Annotated in this window: 14 protein-coding genes; 6 read left to right on the top strand and 8 right to left on the bottom strand. The window is 67.8% G+C overall.

The window, feature by feature from the left end; genetic code table 11:
* Window positions 1-8: 8 nt before the first annotated feature.
* The 4 genes from DM992_RS03120 to DM992_RS41455 form a co-directional block, all read right to left on the bottom strand.
* Window positions 9-731, bottom strand: a complete 723-nt coding sequence (locus DM992_RS03120; protein WP_089434369.1) for a WbqC family protein — start codon at window positions 729-731, stop codon at window positions 9-11.
* Window positions 728-2,113, bottom strand: a complete 1,386-nt coding sequence (locus DM992_RS03115; RefSeq protein WP_111015599.1) for an FAD-binding oxidoreductase — start codon at window positions 2,111-2,113, stop codon at window positions 728-730. Before DM992_RS03115 ends, DM992_RS03120 begins: the two co-directional genes overlap by 4 nt.
* Window positions 2,110-2,895 carry a class I SAM-dependent methyltransferase gene (locus tag DM992_RS03110; RefSeq protein ID WP_111015598.1) on the bottom strand — a complete coding sequence of 262 codons (786 nt, stop codon included), beginning with the start codon at window positions 2,893-2,895 and terminating at the stop codon, window positions 2,110-2,112. The genes DM992_RS03115 and DM992_RS03110 overlap by 4 nt, the downstream gene beginning before the upstream one ends.
* A gap of 144 nt (window positions 2,896-3,039) precedes the next feature.
* Complete coding sequence (locus tag DM992_RS41455; RefSeq protein ID WP_162631578.1) at window positions 3,040-3,303, bottom strand: hypothetical protein; 264 nt, start codon at window positions 3,301-3,303, stop codon at window positions 3,040-3,042.
* On the opposite strand from DM992_RS41455, the gene DM992_RS03105 reads away from it, so the two are divergent.
* The 3 genes from DM992_RS03105 (at window position 3,302) to DM992_RS03090 (ending at window position 10,011) form a co-directional block, all read left to right on the top strand.
* On the top strand, window positions 3,302-5,089 hold the full coding sequence (locus DM992_RS03105; RefSeq protein ID WP_111015597.1) for a tetratricopeptide repeat protein: 1,788 nt from the start codon (window positions 3,302-3,304) through the stop codon (window positions 5,087-5,089). The genes DM992_RS41455 and DM992_RS03105 overlap by 2 nt on opposite strands.
* Window positions 5,090-5,329: 240 nt before the next feature.
* Window positions 5,330-7,528, top strand: a complete 2,199-nt coding sequence (locus DM992_RS03095) for a glycosyltransferase family 41 protein (protein WP_111015596.1) — start codon at window positions 5,330-5,332, stop codon at window positions 7,526-7,528.
* Entirely contained in the window at window positions 7,525-10,011 is a 2,487-nt protein-coding gene (locus tag DM992_RS03090) for a tetratricopeptide repeat protein (RefSeq protein ID WP_111015595.1), read from the top strand. Before DM992_RS03095 ends, DM992_RS03090 begins: the two co-directional genes overlap by 4 nt.
* A 242-nt stretch (window positions 10,012-10,253) precedes the next feature.
* On the opposite strand, the gene DM992_RS03085 is transcribed toward DM992_RS03090, so the two are convergent.
* The 3 genes from DM992_RS03085 to DM992_RS03075 form a co-directional block, all read right to left on the bottom strand.
* A complete protein-coding gene (locus DM992_RS03085) occupies window positions 10,254-10,550 on the bottom strand; it encodes a flagellar protein FliT (RefSeq protein ID WP_111015594.1) in 297 nt (98 codons plus the stop codon).
* Window positions 10,551-10,581: 31 nt separating this feature from the next.
* Window positions 10,582-12,000: a flagellar filament capping protein FliD gene (fliD, locus tag DM992_RS03080; protein WP_111015593.1), complete on the bottom strand. Its 1,419-nt coding sequence runs from the start codon at window positions 11,998-12,000 to the stop codon at window positions 10,582-10,584.
* 183 nt (window positions 12,001-12,183) lie between these two features.
* A complete protein-coding gene (locus DM992_RS03075) occupies window positions 12,184-13,002 on the bottom strand; it encodes a flagellin domain-containing protein (protein WP_111015592.1) in 819 nt (272 codons plus the stop codon).
* A gap of 547 nt (window positions 13,003-13,549) precedes the next feature.
* Here DM992_RS03075 and rpsU point away from each other — a divergent pair.
* Entirely contained in the window at window positions 13,550-13,762 is a 213-nt protein-coding gene (rpsU, locus tag DM992_RS03070) for a 30S ribosomal protein S21 (protein WP_006401410.1), read from the top strand.
* 331 nt (window positions 13,763-14,093) lie between these two features.
* Here rpsU and DM992_RS03065 read toward each other — a convergent pair whose 3' ends face one another.
* Window positions 14,094-14,696, bottom strand: a complete 603-nt coding sequence (locus DM992_RS03065; protein WP_111015591.1) for a DNA-3-methyladenine glycosylase I — start codon at window positions 14,694-14,696, stop codon at window positions 14,094-14,096.
* A gap of 142 nt (window positions 14,697-14,838) precedes the next feature.
* Here DM992_RS03065 and DM992_RS03060 point away from each other — a divergent pair, with 142 nt between their 5' ends.
* Together DM992_RS03060 and DM992_RS03055 are read left to right on the top strand one after the other, a co-directional pair.
* The gene (locus DM992_RS03060; protein WP_111015590.1) at window positions 14,839-15,720 is read left to right on the top strand and encodes a BadF/BadG/BcrA/BcrD ATPase family protein; all 882 of its coding nucleotides are present in this window, start codon (window positions 14,839-14,841) and stop codon (window positions 15,718-15,720) included.
* A gap of 126 nt (window positions 15,721-15,846) precedes the next feature.
* Window positions 15,847-16,671, top strand: coding sequence for a Cof-type HAD-IIB family hydrolase (locus DM992_RS03055; RefSeq protein WP_096472190.1), 825 nt, complete (start codon window positions 15,847-15,849; stop codon window positions 16,669-16,671).
* The last annotated feature ends 34 nt before the right edge of the window (window positions 16,672-16,705 follow it).

Raw genomic sequence — 16,705 nt, 5'->3', positions numbered from 1 at the left:
ACATCGCCTCAGTCTTTCGAGGTCAGCGCGTACCGACGCGCTTCGGGACCGCAGTTGAACAGCACGTCGAGCACTGTCACGCCGTGGACGAAGTCGCCCCACTGCTGCGGATACTCGGGATAGCTCGGATAGTCGAACCAGCGCACCGCGACGCCGGCATCGGCGAACAGGTTCTCGTCGAGGTAGCTGCGCGCGGCCGGGCCGGACAGGTACTCGGACGCGCCCGCCTGCACGCACAGGTTCAGCAGCTTCTCGGTGCGGTCGCCGTGGAGCGCATAGTCCGACGTCGACGACACGCGCGTGCCGATCTCCAGTTGCCGCAGGACCCACGTCAGCATCGCGAAATTCAGCTCGCTCAGCATCCCGTAGGTGCGACCGGTGTAGAGCGCTTCGAGCTCGTCCGCATAGCGCGCGAAGTGCGGCGCGCGCGCGTAGTTCTGCTGCAGGGCCTTCCAGTGCAGCGGCGCCCAGTCGGCGCCGTCGATCTCGGTTTCGCGGATCGACTGGTGATACTTGCCCTTCACCTTTACCGGCACGCTCAGCCATTGCACGCCCTGCGGCGTCTTGATCTGGTTGCGGTTGCGCCAGTCGCGGCGCGTGTACTGCGCGTCATCGTAGAGGATGAACTCGTCGCTGGCGGCGATCAGGTCGAAGTAGCCCTTCCACGGAATGTAGTTGGACTGGACGATCGCTACCCGCTTCGCGTCGCGGTTCATGGTCGCACCGCTCATGCCGGAATGTGGCCGTACCGGTACATGTCGACGAGCTCGGGCGGAATGCCCCAGTCCGTTGCGCCCAGCTTGTCGTGCAGCGCCTCCAGATCCGCGCGCATCGCGTTCCGAAGCTGTTCGACCATGCGGTTGCGCGCCGGCACGAAGTCGTGCTGGTACGCGGCATTGATCTGATGGCGTACCGTCTTCGCGATCGCGGCCTCGCGCGTCATGTTGCGGATCAGCGGGCGTTCGGGCGCGAGTTCCGCGTAGCGCGGATCGATCGGCTCGCCGCGCATCGCCGCGACGAGATCGCGGCACAGCACCGGCGACAGGTGGAAGCCGTCGCGCTTGGTGCCACCGAGAATCCACAGGTCGCGCACGCTGGTTTCGCCGAACAGCGGATACAGGTCGGACGTCGTCGGTCGCCAGCCGACGTTGACGTTGACCAGGTTCGCGCGCGAGAAACGGGTGTTGATCTGGTCCATCGCGGACTTGAGCAGCGTGTACGCGCTGCCGGCGTGGCCGTGCTCGTGCGGCACCGGGCTGATGTAGTTGCTGGCGCCGACGAGGGTCCGGTCAGGCCCGTGCGGCGCCGAATACACACCGCACGCGAGGCCGCGGTTGGTCGTGCGCACGCAGTGCGTGTGCACGTTCTCCGCGCTCTGCAGTTCGATCGACATGCCGATGCCGTAGAACATTCGCTGCACCGGCAGCTCGGGCAGGCTCGCCTGCAGCACGCGCGTCACGTTGGCGCCGTTGCAGAGGATGAAGCGGTCCGCGCCGAGCACGCTGCCATCGGACAGGCGCGCCCCGGTGACGCGTCCGGCCGCGGTGTCGAGCCGCTCGACCTCGGCGTCGATGAAGCGCACGTTGCCGGCTTGCGTTACCGACGCGGTCAGCGCGTCGAGAAACTGTTTCGGATTGACCCAGCCTTCGCGCTTCAGGAAGACCGCCTTCAGCGCGCGATAGCGCGGGTCCGGATAATAGTTCGGGATGCCTGACGGATCGACCGCCTCGCAGGGCTCCTCGAATTCGCGGCAGAACCGCTGCATGGCCGCGAAGTTCTCGTCGTCGAGCGCGTCGGTCGCCGCGTTGTTCAGCACGAAGGTGCCGAAGCCGTGCGCGACCGCGCGCTCCAGTGTGCAGATTTCAGCGAATACGGCGGGCCAGGCCGCCGTCGCGCCGCGGCTCAGCTCGAACTTGAAGCGGTCGATCGGCGTGCCGAGCGAATCGCCTTCCAGCTCGGTGAACGAATTGAGCATCGCCGCCGCAGCGCGCGTGGCCGAGCCGGGCCGATGCGCGTGGCCGACGATCACGAGCTCGACGCCCGGCTCGGCCTGCTGCCATGCGCGGGCCGTCATCAGGCCGAGAATGCCGTTGCCGAGGATTGCGATCTTCATTTGCGTGTGCCCCCACCTTCGGGGAGTGACAGGTAGCAGAGCGACGGATATGCCGCAGCCTTGTGTATCTGGTGCGGACGGTTGCCGAGCAGGTCGCGCAGGTAATGGACGCCTTCCGCGGGCAGCTGGCCGCCGCGGGTGAGCTGCCAGAACGCGACGACGCCGCCGGGCACCAGCCGCTCCATCACCGCGCCGAACGCGTGCCGGGTCGGCTCGATCACGTTCAGGTCGAACCACGCGAGCGCGACCATCTCGCCGGGATGCGCTTCGTCGAACGCCGCCAGCGTGTCGCGGCAGTCGCCTTCCCACACGTGGTGCTTGTCATGCACGTGTCCCATCGCGTTGCTGCGCTCGTGCAGGTTCAGCAGCTTGCGCAGCAGGTCGGCGTACTCGCCGGACAGCGAGTACGTGCCGTCGGAGAACAGCTTGCGGTCGCGCGTGTCGTGCTCGGCGAAGCCCGTGTAGCCCGTGAACGTATCGAATGCGTGGATGCGGCGCTGGAAGTTCAGCGGCTCGAGAATCGCGCGGAAGTTCTCGCACAGCACGGCGGTCTGCCCGCGCCACGTGCCGAGATCGAGGATCGCGCCCGGCAGCGGCACGATTTTTTGATAAATCTCAAAGGTCGCGAGAATGCGTGCGAGGAGCGAGCCGCGCACGAACAGGCCGAGCGACCGTTCCAGTTCCTCGCGCGTCGCGGGGTAGGTCTGCATCAGGTCGAACAGTTCGCGGCGCGCCGCGAGCTGATCGCCATCTGCGTTGGTGATGATCGCTGATTCGTGCATACACAGGGCTCCAGGCACAAAGGGTGTGACCGGACGAGCGCGTGTCGGCGCGGTGGCATCGGAATGCGCAACCGTCCGAGCGTCGCAGGCCGGACATCTTTCTACGATCAAGTCTAGCGAGCGCCGCCAGGATCGAATGTCGGATTAGCGGGTGGTTTCACCCCGCATTTCGATGGATGCGCGGGTGTCCGGCGCGAATTCGGGGCACCCGCAGGTGCGGCTTGCAGTCGCGGGAATAGCGACCAATTCCAGCACCTGCTCGCCAAATTGGAACGCGGCGTGCGCGAGGAGAATTCGGACACGTCGGAGACCGTCGGTGCGTGCGTCCGCGGGCGAAGGCGTGTGCCGACGCAGCGGCGCCGGCCGCGATTCGAATCCCGTATTGGCTACCAGGACGACATAGCTCATGATGCCCACCTCCCCCGCCGCCGCCACGATCGAACAGGCGCTGGCGCACCATCAGGCCGAACGGCTGGAAGAGGCCGAGACGCTGTACCGGCAGATCCTTGACACCGATCCCCGGCACGCGGACGCGCTTCACCTCCTCGGCCTGATCGGCCATCAGTACGGGCGCTATCAGGAGGCATCCGACCTGATCATGGCGGCGATCGAGATCCGGCCGGACGCGATGTACTACTACAACCTCGGCAACGTGATGCAGGCGGACAACCGTCACGCCGCCGCCGCCGAGTGCTTCCGTCTCGCAATCGAGCTGCGACCCGACTACGTCGATGCGTACAACAACCTCGGCAACGCGCTGCGGCTCGCCGGCGACGCCCGCGCGGCCGTCGATGCGTTCTGCCAGGCCATTGCGCTGAAGCCGGACAACGGCCAGGCCTACAACAACCTTGCGAATGCGCTGTTCGACCTGAACGAGATTCCGGCCGCGCTCGAGGCTTACCGGCACGCGGTCGCGCTGCGCCCCGAACTGCCGGAGCCGCGCAGCAACCTGCTGTTCGCGAGCCACTGCAGCGAAGCGTTCGACCACGACGCATATCTCGCCGAGGCCGCGCGCTACGACGAACTCGTCACGCGGCGCGCGAAGCCGTGGACGGACTGGCTCGTCGACCTGGCTCCCCGGGTCGGGCGGCCGCTGAAGGTCGGCATCGTGTCGGGCGACCTGAAGTCGCATCCGGTCGGCTATTTCATCGAGGGCATGCTGAAGCATCTCGACGCGAACCGGATCGAGATGCATGCGTACCCGACGCGCGACGTCGAGGACGACGTGACCGCCCGCATCAAGCCGGCCTTCTCGACATGGACCAGCATTGCCGGCCTGAGCGACGAAGCGGCGGCTGCGCGTGTCCGCGCGGACCGCATCGACGTGCTGCTCGACGCGGCGGGCCATACGGTCTACAACCGCCTGCCGCTGTTCGCGTGGAAGCCGGCGCCGCTGCAGGCGAGCTGGCCCGGTTATTTCGCGAGCACCGGCGTGCGCGCGATCGACTACGTGATCGGCGACCGTCACGTGCTGCCGCCCGCCGAGGCCGCGCATTTCACCGAGCGGCCGTGGCATCTGCCGGACAGCTATCTGTGCTTCACGCCGCCGGCCGAGCCTGTCGACGTCGGTGCGCTGCCGATGCTCGCGAACGGCCATCCGACCTTCGGCTATTTCGGCAAGCTCGCGAAGATTACCGATCACGTCGTCGCGGTCTGGTCGCGCGTGCTGCAATCAGTCACGGGCGCGAAGCTGTTCGTGAAGGCGGAGCATCTCGACGATCCGCGCGAGCAGCAGGCGCTTGCCGCGCGCTTCGCGGCGCACGGCATCGACGCGCAGCGCCTGATCCTCGAAGGCCGCTCGCCGCGCGCCGAATACCTGGCCGCGTACCGGCGTGTCGACCTGATGCTGAGCCCGTTCCCGTATCCGGGCGGCACCACGACCGCCGAAGCGCTGTGGATGGGCGTGCCCGTGCTGTGCCGGCGCGGCGAGCGCTTCCTGTCGCACATCGCCGAGAGCCTGCTGCATTCGGCGCGGCTGCCCGAGTGGATCGCGGACGACGACGACGCGTATGTCGCGAAGGCCGTCGCGCAGGTCGGCCAGCCCGCCGAGCTGGCGGCGCTGCGCACGACGCTGCGCGCGCAGGTGCTCGCGTCGCCGCTGTGCGACGCGCCCCGCTTCGCGCGCCACTTCGAGGACGCACTGCACGGGATGTGGGCGCAGCACGTCGAAGCCGCGCCGGTCGCATCCGTGTGAGGCCGCTCACGACTTGACGTGCGTGGGCTTTCCACGTAGGCCGCAAGCGGAACATGGCGCCCCTCGCGCTGAACACCGCGCCGGCCGACGTGATCGTCATTCCGACCGGTGGCGCGTGCGCGACACCGTCGTCGGGATGGCACGCGATGGGATTGCGGCGCCGGCCGTGATGATCGGGCACGGCGGCAGGCTGATCGACTTCCGACGCGAACCGCATCCCTATTGAGCAGAGCAGACGAGATGGACGGAACAGGACAGGCATTGCAGGCAGCGCTGGCGCATCATCAGGCGGGGCGTCTCGCGGAAGCGAAGTCGCTGTACGACGCGATCCTCGCCGCGCGGCCGGGCCAGCCGGATGCGCTGCATTTTCTCGGACTGCTGGCGTGCCAGCTGAAGCAGTACGACGCGGGCATCGCGCTGATGGAGCAATCGCTCGTCGAGCGGCCGGACGCGTCGTACTTCAACAACCTGGGCAACATGCTGCGCGAAAGCGGCCGGCTCGACGACGCGATCGCGCACTACCGGCGCGCGGTGGGGCTGCGACCGGACTATCCGGAGGCGCACAACAACCTCGGCAACGCGTTGCGCGACGCACGCGAGCCGGCGGCCGCGATGCAGAGCTGCGCGCGCGCGATCGAGTTGCGCCCCGGTTACGCGGAGGCGTACAACAATCTCGGCAACGCGTTGCAGGATCTGGGCGACTTTGATCGCGCCGCGTCGCACTACGGCCGCGCGATCGAGCTGGACCCGTCGATGGCGATGGCCCACGCGAACTTGAGCGCGGTGCGTCACCGGCAACTGCGCTGCGCGGAAGCGCTCGCGCATGCGCAGGACGCGATCCGGCTCGCGCCGAACCTCGCTGACGCGCACAACCACGCGGGCAACGCGTATCACGGACTGGACCGGCTCGACGCGGCGCAGGCCAGCCATCGCACGGCTGTCTCGCTGAATCCGGCGGACGCCGGCGCGTGCCACAACCTGTCCGTCGTGCTGCTGAAGCTGCAGCGGCTCGACGAGGCGCTCGTGTATTGCCGGCAGGCGTTGCAGGCCGGCCCGCCGGCCGTGTTGATGCACGTCAATCTCGGCGACATCCTGCGCGCGCAGGGCAACGTCGATGCCGCGGTCCACGCGTATCGCGATGCGCTTGCGCTGGTGCGCGACGACGCCGACGACGTCGCGGCGACCGTGCTGAACCGGCTGCTGTTCAGCGCGGCGGCATCCGCTTGCGTGAGCCCCGCCGACTACCTGGCCGACGCGCGGCGCTACGGCCGGCACCTGGCCGCGCGTTCGACGCGCTACGCGCACGATCCGCGCGAGCGGGACGCGCGCGCGCAAGGGCGGCCGCTGCGCGTCGGCTTCGTGTCCGGCGACCTGCGCCTGCACCCAGTCGGGATCTTCCTGGAAAGCGTGCTCGCGCACCTCGAGCGCACGCGCATCGACCTGCGCGTGTACGTGACCACGGACGAGGAGGACGCGATCACCGCGAAACTGAAGCCGCACGCGAACGGCTGGCGCTCGATCGCCGCGCTGGGTCCGGACGTGGCCGCGCGGATGATTCACGACGACGAAATCGACGTTCTCGTCGACCTCGCGGGCCATACGCAGTCGAGCGGGCTCCCCGTGTTCGGCTGGAAACCCGCGCCGGTGCAGGCGAGCTGGCTCGGTTTCTTCGCGTCGACCGGCTGCGACGCGATCGACTACTTCATCGGCGACCGCTACACGCTGCCGGACGCCGAAGCGCATCACTTCGTTGAGAAGCCGTGGCGGCTGCCGGACAGCTTCCTGTGCTTCACGCCGCCGGCCTGCGACGTCGAGGTCGGCCCGCTGCCGATGGCGGCGAGCGGCCATGCGACGTTAGGTTGCTTCGGCCAGCTCGTGAAGATCGGCGACGACGTCGTGCGCGCGTGGTCGCGCATCCTGCACGCGCTGCCGAACGCGCGGCTGCTGCTCAAGGCGCACGAGCTCGGTCGCGAGGGCGTGCGCGACGCGACCGCCGCGCGCTTCGCGCGGCATGGCATCGACGCGGACCGGCTGATCCTCGAGGGCGGTTCGCCGCGCGCGGAATACTTCGGCGCATATAACCGCATCGACGTCGCGCTGAGCCCGTTCCCGTACCCGGGCGGCACGACCACGGCCGAAGCGCTGTGGATGGGTGTGCCGGTGCTCGGCATGAAGGGCGGGCGCTTTGTCACGCACATCTGCGAAAGCGTGCTGCACGCGGCGGGCATGGGCGAATGGGTCGCTGACGGGGAGGACAGCTATGTCGCGAAGGCGATCGCGGCGGTGCGCGATCGCGAGCGCCTCGCGGCGCTGCGCGCGAGCCTGCGTGCGCAGCTGCTCGCGTCGCCGTTGTGCGACGCGCGCCGGTTCGCGGCGCATTTCGAAGCGGCGTTCCTCGCCATGTGGCAACGCTATACGAACTCGGAGCAGGAAGCATGAACGATATCCACGACCCGCTGCAGTCCGCGCTGGCGCATCATCAGGCGGGGCGTCTCGCGGAAGCGAAGACGCTGTACGACGCGATCCTCGCCGCGCAGCCGGGCCAGCCGGATGCGCTGCATTTTCTCGGACTGCTGGCGTGCCAGCTGAAGCAGTACGACGCGGGCATCGCGCTGATGGAGCAATCGCTCGTCGAGCGGCCGGACGCGTCGTACTTCAACAACCTGGGCAACATGCTGCGCGAAAGCGGCCGGCTCGACGACGCGATCGCGCACTACCGGCGCGCGGTGGGGCTGCGACCGGACTATCCGGAGGCGCACAACAACCTCGGCAATGCGTTGCGCGACGCGCGCGAGCCGACGGCTGCCATGGAGAGCTGCGCGCGCGCGATCGAGCTGCGGCCCGGTTACGCGGAGGCGTACAACAATCTCGGCAACGCGCTGCAGGACCTGGGCGAGCACGAAGCGGCGGCCGCGAGCTACGCCAAGGCCGTCGCGCACCAGCCGCAGTACGCGGATGCGTACTGCAATCTCGGCAACGCGCTGCATGCGCAGGAGAAATTCGACGATGCTGCGGATGCCTATCGTCGCGCCATCGCGCTGCAACCGGGCTTCCGTGTCGCGCACCGGGGGCTGAGCGCGACGCTGCGCGCGGCCGGCGATCTGCAAGGCGCGATCGACCATGCGCGCGAGGGGCTCGATCCGGGCGACGCAGACGCGCACTGCGTGCTGGCAAGGTTGCTGCAGCGCATCGGCGATTTCGACAAGGCGCTCGAACTGCTCGAGCAGGCGGTCGCGATCGACCCCGCGCATGCACAGGCATGGGCGTGGCTCGGCGATTTGCGCAACCAGCAGGGCGAATACGGGCAGGCGGTGCAGGTGTGCCGGCGTGCGATCGAGCTTGATCCCGAGCTGGCCGACGCATACAACTTCCTCGGCTTCGCGTATCACAACCTCAACTTGCTGGCCGCCGCGGAGTTGAGCCACCGGCATGCGATCGACCTGAACCCGGACGATGCCGACGCGCATCACAACCTCGCCGCCGCGCTGTTTCGGCTCGAGAAGCTCGACGAGGCGATGAAGCACACCGAGATCGCGCGGGAGCTCGGCATCGATCCGCTGAAGGTCCAGATGACGCTCGGCGACATCCTGTGGGCGAAAGGGGATCTCGCCGGCGCGCTGGATGCGTTCCGCTCGGCGATCCGGCACGACCTGCATCGCGCGTACTCGCGGATGCTGTTCAACATGTCGAGTTCGCCCGCGTTCGAGCCGCAGGAGTGGGTCGCTGAAGCGCGCCGCTACGGCGAGCATCTCGAGCGCGACGCGCATCCGTTCGAGCACGACCGCGCGCAGCGCGTCGCGCGGGCGCAGGGGCGGCCGCTGCGCGTCGGCTTCGTGTCGGGCGACCTGCGGCAGCACCCGGTCGGCATCTTCCTTGAAAGCGTGCTCGCGCGGATCGACCGGTCGCGCATCGAGCCGCATGCCTATGTGACCTTCGTCGGCGAGGACGACGTGACCGCGCGGCTCAGGCCGAACTTCGCGAGCTGGAAGAAGGTGGTCAGCCTGGGCCGCGAGGAGGCCGCGCAACTGATTCGCGACGACGGCATCGACATTCTGATCGATATGGCCGGTCATACCAACTGGAGCGGCCTGCCGATCTTCGGGCACAAGCCCGCGCCGGTGCAGGCGAGCTGGCTCGGTTTCTTCGCGACGACCGGTTGCCGCGCGATCGACTATTTCATCGGCGATGCGCATACGCTACCAGCCGACGAGGCGCATCACTTCACCGAGCGGCCGTGGCGGCTGCCGGACAGCTACCTGTGCTTCACGCCGCCGCCGTACGATGTCGCGGTCGGCCCGCTGCCGATGGTGGCTCATGGCGGCGTCACGTTCGGCTGCTTCGGCAAGCTGATCAAGATCAGCGACGAGGTCGTCGCGCTGTGGTCGCGCATCCTGCACGCACTGCCGGACGCACGCCTGCTGCTGAAGGCCCATGAGCTCGGCGCCGGCGACGTGAACCAGGCGACGCTCGACCGCTTCGCGCGGCACGGCATCGGCGCGGATCGGCTGATTCTCGAAGGCGGTTCGCCGCGTGCGGAGTACTTCGCCGCGTATAACCGCATCGACATCGCGCTGAGCCCGTTCCCGTACCCGGGCGGCACGACCACGGCCGAAGCGCTGTGGATGGGCGTGCCGGTGCTCGGGATGAAGGGCAGCCGGTTCGTCACGCACATTTGCGAAAGCCTGCTGCACGCGGCGGGCATGGGCGACTGGATCGCGGAAGACGAGGATGCGTACCTCGCGAAGGCCGTCGCGTTCGCGCGCGACCGCGACGGGCTGGCGACGCTGCGTGCAACGCTGCGCGAGCGCGCGCTGGCGTCGCCGCTGTGCGATGCGTCGCGCTTCGCACGCAACCTCGAGGACGCGCTGCACGGCATGTGGACCAGCTACGCGGCCGGCGAGACGGCGCTCCGGGACGCGTGACGAGCGGGATCGCGCCACGGCTGGAAGCCGCGCTCGCGCATCGTCGGGCCGGCCGCCCGAGATGATCGACGCGGCCGTCGAGCGGGCGACGCGGGCGTAGCCGGCGCGATCCGGCTCGCGCTCCCGCCTGCAGGCGAAAAAAAAAGCCGCATTGAAGCGGCTCGACGGTACGGCGACAACGGATCGCTCGACTGGCGGCGTCTTTTAATTCGAAATGCGCGGCGGGCGAGATGCCCGGCCGGTCACAGCATGCCGGCTTTCTGGTACTGGCTCGCGGCCTTGATCCGCTCCTGGGACTGCGCAAATTCCGCAGCCAGGCGGTCACGGTCCATCTGCGCATGCTCCGTGATCGACGCGTCGATCGCCATGATCTGCCGCACCTGGTCCAGCACGTCCGGGGTCTGCTCGCCGGACAGGTTCATCAGCAGCGGCGAGCGTTCGTCGGCGAGGGCCGCGACGCGCACCCAGTCGCGCGCATCGGCCGCCGACTGCATGGCACGGGTCAGGTCGAAGGCGCGGGACAGGGTGTCGTGCGTCATGGTTCTGCTCCGAAGGGGGGGCGGCCAAGGCTTACTTGTTGTTGGCCATCGCGCCGGCGCTGTTCTGGCCGCCGAACAGCTGGGTCAGGTAGCGGGTGTTGTTCGCCATCGTCGCCATCAGCGTGTTCAGCGCGGTGAACTGCGCACTGTATTGCTTGGTCAACTGGTCCGAGTAGCTCTGCAGCTGCGTCGCCTGACCCTGCACGCTCGTCAGATCGGCGTTGACCGCGTTGGTGCGCTGGTCGATCAGGCCGGACGTCTGCGTGTACGAGTTGATGTTCGCATTGAGCGCCTGGGCGATGCCGTTCGTCTGGTTGAATATCGCCGCCACCGCGGAGCTGTTCGACTTGAGCGCGGTGGTCAGCGCGGCGGTGTCGACCGACATCGCGCCGGTCGAGTCCACGTTGATGCCGATGCTGCCGAGCGCATAGGTCGTGCCGCCCGTCGTGACGCCGCTGCTGAGCGTCGTCGCGAGCGTGTTCCTGATCGTGTTCAGCATCGCGTCGCCGAGCAGCGGGCCGGCGGTCTTCGCCGTCGGGTCGTAGGACGACAGCGATTTCGCCGTGCTCACGAAGTTGCTGTATGCGGTCGCGAAATTGTTGATCGCGGTCGTCGCCGCGGCCGTGTCCTGCGACAGCGTGACGGTTTGCGTCGTGCCGACGGCGGCCTGCGACAGCGCCAGGGTGACGCCCGTCAGCGCGCCCGACACGTTGTTCGACGCGCTCGACACCGGCGTTCCGTCGATCGTCAGCTGCGCATCGGCGGCCGGGGTGACCGTCGAGTAGCCCGACGTCAGTTTCGAATTGACGCCCGTACCCGAGATCGAGATCGTATTGGCAGCGCCGGTGGCGTTCGACTGCATCACGAGATGCTGGCCGTCAGAACCGGTGATGACCGACGCGGTGACGCCGGCATTGCCGGATGCGGAATTGATCGACGACGCGATGTCGGACAGCGATGCGCCGGCCGCCACGTTGACGTTGAACGCGGGGTTGCTGCCGAAGGTGATGCTCAGCGAGCCGGCCGAGATCGTGTCCGCCGACGTCACGCCGGCCGACGACAGCTTGTTGGCGGTCGCGAGCTGCGTGACATTGACCGAATACGAACCGGCCACCGCGCCGCTGCCGCTCTTGACCGTCGTCGCGATGCCCGTGCCGCTCGCCGTCGCGGCCAGGCTGCTGAGCGTGGTGCCGTTCGAGAGGCCGGTGAGCGCGGTCTGCAGCGCGGACAGCGCGCTCTTCAGTTGGCCGATCGCGGACAGCTGCGTATTGTCGTTCGTCTGCCGGGTCTGCAGGGCCTGCAATTGCCCGGTCGTCTTCGCGTTCACCAGCGTCGTGACGAGCGTATTGACGTCGAGCGACGAATTGGTCGCGCCGCTGATGATCGATTGACCTGCATTCGCCAGGATGGTGCTGATGTCCGTGCTGCTGACGGGGGTCGTGGTGGCCATGCCGTTGCTCCGGTCGTCCGCGCAATCAACGTGCGCGATGCGGCGGGGCGCCGCGGTTCAATGCAAAGAGGGAGGCGTGCCTCCCTGGAGAATTCCGGTCTGGGCGGTTTCGGCGGCGTCGCATGGCGACGCCGCCGTGCCCGGAGGCGGGCGGGCACGTGGCCCGCCGCGGGTGCTGCTCGATTAGCCGAGGAGCTTCAGGACTTGCTGCGGCAGCGAGTTCGCTTGCGCCAGAACCGAGATACCAGCTTGTTGCAGCACTTGCGCCTTGCTCAGGTTCGCCGTTTCCGTCGCGAAGTCCGCGTCGGTGATCTGCGCGCGAGCAGCGCTCATGTTGGTTGCCTGGGTTTGCGTCGTCGAGATCGCAGCCTGGAACGTGTTCTGTGCTGCGCCCAGCGTTGCCTGGAACGTGTTGACTTGCTTCAGTGCCGCGTCGATCGCCGTGATCGCCGATTGCGCGCCCGACTGGGTGGCGACGCTCAGGGTGTTCACGCTCATGCCCGTGCTGTTCCAGTTCGCCGTGCCGAAGTCGACGGTAACGACCTGGTTCGCTGCTGCGCCGATCTGGAACGTGACGCTGCCGGCACCGCCCAGGATGGTCTGGCTGTTGAACGTCGTTTGCGATGCGACACGGTCGATTTCGCCGAGACGCGTCGTCACTTCAGCTTGCAGGTTCGCGCGAGCGCTCGAATCCAGCGAGCCGTCGCCCGCTTGTTGCGCCAGCGTACGGATACGCTGCAGGTTGTCGACCGTCGATTGCAGCGCGCCGTTGGCGGTCTGGATCATCGAGATGCCGTTGTTCGCGTTTGCAACACCTTGCGTCAGCGCATTGATTGCCGCCGTTTGCGACGTCGAGATCGCCAGGCCTGCTGCATCGTCAGCAGCGGTGTTGATGCGCTTGCCCGACGACAGGCGGTTGATTGCTTGCGACAGTGCGCTTTGCGAGCCCGACAGATTCGTCTGCGTCGTCAGCGAAAGGATGTTGGTGTTGATGTTCAGCATTTGCTTCCTCGTTTTGGAAAATGCCTGAGTACAGACAGGATCAGGGTCGTTTTCGGCGTTGCGCTTTATCGCGAGTGGCGCTGCCCGCCTTTCCTGGTTGACGGCGGCACCCGGCGAAAACTTTAGAGGGATGTGTGAGGAAAATCGGGACGGAAGCATGCCGCTGCCGCGAAGTCCGCGCCCGGTATGGCTGGCAGCGATTTCGGCGGGGTTGCGCAATGGTCTTGTTGGACGGTGTATGCGGCCGCGCCGCGTGGGGCGGCGAACCGGAATCGACAAAAGGATGGTTTTGTCTGTGATTCCCTGATATGATGGCGGGCTGAATTGAGATTTTCTGTCAAGCCTGTGCCGTCTCGGCATTCTTGCTGGCAGTCAAACGCGGCGCTGCACGCGGCTTGTGAAGCGTACTCGCGGTGCTTTGTGCCTCTCTTTTCCGGCCTCCGAGGCCGTATTTCCGCTCGTTTCGCCTGTTGTGGGGACGCCCGGATGGCCGGTGCGTGGCGCTTGGCCGCTACGTTTTTGACCGTTTAAGCAATTTAGGAACGACATGACGACGATTCTTCTGAAAGAAAACGAGCCGTTCGAAGTGGCGATTCGCCGCTTTCGTCGCGCTATCGAAAAAAATGGCCTGATCGCTGAACTGCGTGAGCGCCAGTCTTACGAAAAGCCGACCGCAGTCCGCAAGCGCAAGAAGGCAGCAGCCGTCAAGCGCCTGCACAAGCGCCTGCGCAGCCAGATGCTGCCGAAGAAGCTCCACTAAGAGCATCTACGGTTCGCCGCGAAACGGCGGAGCGTGCTTCGAAAGAAGCCGCTCCGCCGTTTCGCTTTTCGGGGCCGGAAAAAGGGCTTCGATCTCGGGTTTCAAACCTTGGCGGGGCGGCCGCCTGACGGCGGCGCGGCGGGTTCGACGGATTGCCGGCGGCTTCGGGGCCGCCACCGGGCTCGTTCCGAAGTCGTCATCGCGACGCTCAGCGTCGGCGCGACGGGGATCGGCATCTGTTTGAACAAGCGCAGCGCGTGCGTGCGGGCCACGCACGACGCGATAACGTATCGATGCGCCAACCCGGTTCGCCGGGCGGGCTTCGTCGCCGTCAGCCCGCCTTGCGCCGGCGTGCCGGCTGCTTGCCGCCGAGCGCCGCACATTGCGCGTGGCACGGGCAGCCGGACTCGTGATCGTTGACCATGCCGGTCGCCTGCATCAGCGCATAGCAGATCGTCGAGCCGACGAACTTGCAGCCGTACGCCTTCAGCGCCTTGCTGAGCGCGTCGGACTGCTCGGTGGACGCGGGGGCGTCGCGGTACGACTGCCACGCGTTCTGGACCGGCGAGTTGCCGACGAACGACCACAGGAAGGCGGCGAGCGACCCGTGCTCGTCTCGGATGCGCTGCACGGCGCGCGCGTTGGTCACCGCCGATTCGACCTTCGCGCGGTTGCGCACGATGCCGGGGTTCTCCAGCAGTTTCTCGATGCGCTTCGGCGTGAAGCGCGCGACGGCGTCGACGTCGAAATCGGCGAACGCTTCGCGATAGCCCGCACGCTTGTTCAGGATCGTCGACCACGACAGCCCGGCCTGCGCGCCTTCCAGGATCAGCATTTCGAACAGGTGGCGATCGTCGTGCGACGGCACGCCCCACTCGGTATCGTGGTAGTGAGCATCCGCTTCCGTCTTCACCCAGTTGCACCGCTGCGACATCGTCTGCCTCGTTTTCAGTGTCGGTTCGATCGCGCCAGCATAGCGGAAGCCCTTTTCGCGGGATAGCCGGTCGAACGGCAGATGGGCGCGCGGCGCCGATCCGGTTAAGCTTGGCGCCTGTTCGAATCAGCGGGATGAAGGCATGGCGGCATTACTTTTTGCGATCGGCATCGACGGCGGCGGCACCGGCACGCGCGCGGTGCTGGCTGACCGGCACGGGCGCGAGCTCGCGCAGGGGCGCGGCGGCCCGTCGGGGCTCGGTCTCGGCATCGAGCGCGCGTGGGCGTCGATCGGCGCGGCCTGCGCTGGCGCGTTCACGCAGGCCGGTTTCGCGTTCGAGTGGTCGCAGTGCGCGCTCGGCTGCGGGCTCGCGGGCGTCAACAACGCGGCGTGGCTTGCCGCGTTCCGCGCGCAGGCGCCGCTCGATGTGCTCGCGATCGAGAGCGACGCGTATACGACGGTCGTCGGCGCGCACGGCGGCGCGCCGGGGCTCATCGTCGCGCTCGGCACCGGCAGCATCGCGGCGGCGCTCGATGCGGGCGGCGCGTGCCGGATCGCGGGCGGCTTCGGCTTTCCGTCCGGCGACGAGGCGAGCGGCGCGTGGCTCGGCGTGCGTGCGCTCGCTTACGCGCAACAGGCGCTCGACGGCCGCGTGCCGCGCGACGCGTTCGCCGACGCGCTGCTCGCGGAAACGGGCGCGCAGGATCGCGACGCGCTCGTCCAGTGGTCGTGCGATGCGAATCAGACGATCTACGCGCGGCTCGCGCCGATCGTGTTCGCGCACCGGTCGCACCCGGTCGCGGGCGCGCTGATCGCGCAGGCCGGCGACGAGATCGGCAAGATGATCGATGCGCTCGACCCGCAGCAGGCGCTGCCGGTCGCGCTGTGCGGCGGGCTCGCGGACGCGCTTGCGCCGGCCGTGCCGGCGCGCCACGCCGCGCGGCTGCGCGCGCCGCTCGACGATTCCGCGCACGGCGCGCTGCGGCTTGCGCTGCAGGCGCTGCGGGCGGCGGAAGGCGGTTGACGGCGGGTTGAAGGCGCGCCGCAGCAGCGCCGAAGGCGGCGCTTGACCGGGAACCGTCCGGCGCGCGGCCGGGCACGACGTTAGAATGGCCGTTCCGCAGAGCCCTGAGCGCCATTCTTCCGTCCCATGTACAAAGTCATCGCCACCGATCTCGACGGTACCCTGCTGAACAGCGACCACCAGCTCGACCCGTACACGATCGACACCGTCCGCCGGCTCGAGCGCGACGGCCTGCAGTTCGTGATCGCCACGGGGCGCCATTACGCGGACGTCGCGGGCATTCGCGACGTGCTCGGCATCCGGCCGTACCTGATCACGTCGAACGGGGCACGCGTGCATGCGCCGGACGACACGACGATCCACGCGCAGGACATCGATCCCGCGATCGTCCGCGGTCTCGTGCAGCCGGACGTCGTCGGCGCGCACGGCCGCGTGATCGTCAACCTGTTTACCGACCAGGGCTGGCTGATCGACCGCGATGCGCCGCACCTGCTCGAATTCCACCAGGATTCGGGCTTCCGGTACGACGTGATCGACATGCCCGCGCACGACGGCGCGGATATCGCGAAGGTGCTGTATATCGGCGAACCGGCCGATCTGGCGGTCGTCGCCGAGCAGATGCGCGTGCGGTTCGGCGATGCGCTGTATGTCACGTATTCGCTGCCCGACTGTCTGGAAGTGATGACCGCGAACGTGTCGAAGGGCCGCGCGCTGCGTACGGTGCTCGCGCGGCTCGGCGTCGATACCGGCCACTGCATCGCGTTCGGCGACAACATGAACGACATCGACCTGCTCGAAACCGCCGGTCACGGGTTCATGATGAACAACGCGAACCCCGACCTGGTCGCGCGGCTGCCGCACATTCCGCGGATCGGCAACAACTTCGACGCGGGCGTCGCCCGCCACCTGCGCACGCTGTTCTCGCTCGAGGACAACGTCGCCGCCTCCTGAGCGAGCTGCCCGAGCGTGCTTTCCGGGCGGCAAT

Source organism: Burkholderia sp. JP2-270 (genome assembly GCF_003233675.1).
Lineage (GTDB): Bacteria > Pseudomonadota > Gammaproteobacteria > Burkholderiales > Burkholderiaceae > Burkholderia > Burkholderia pyrrocinia_C.
Note: the sequence above shows the minus strand (reverse complement) of the source record. Positions and strands in the feature narration are given on the sequence as shown.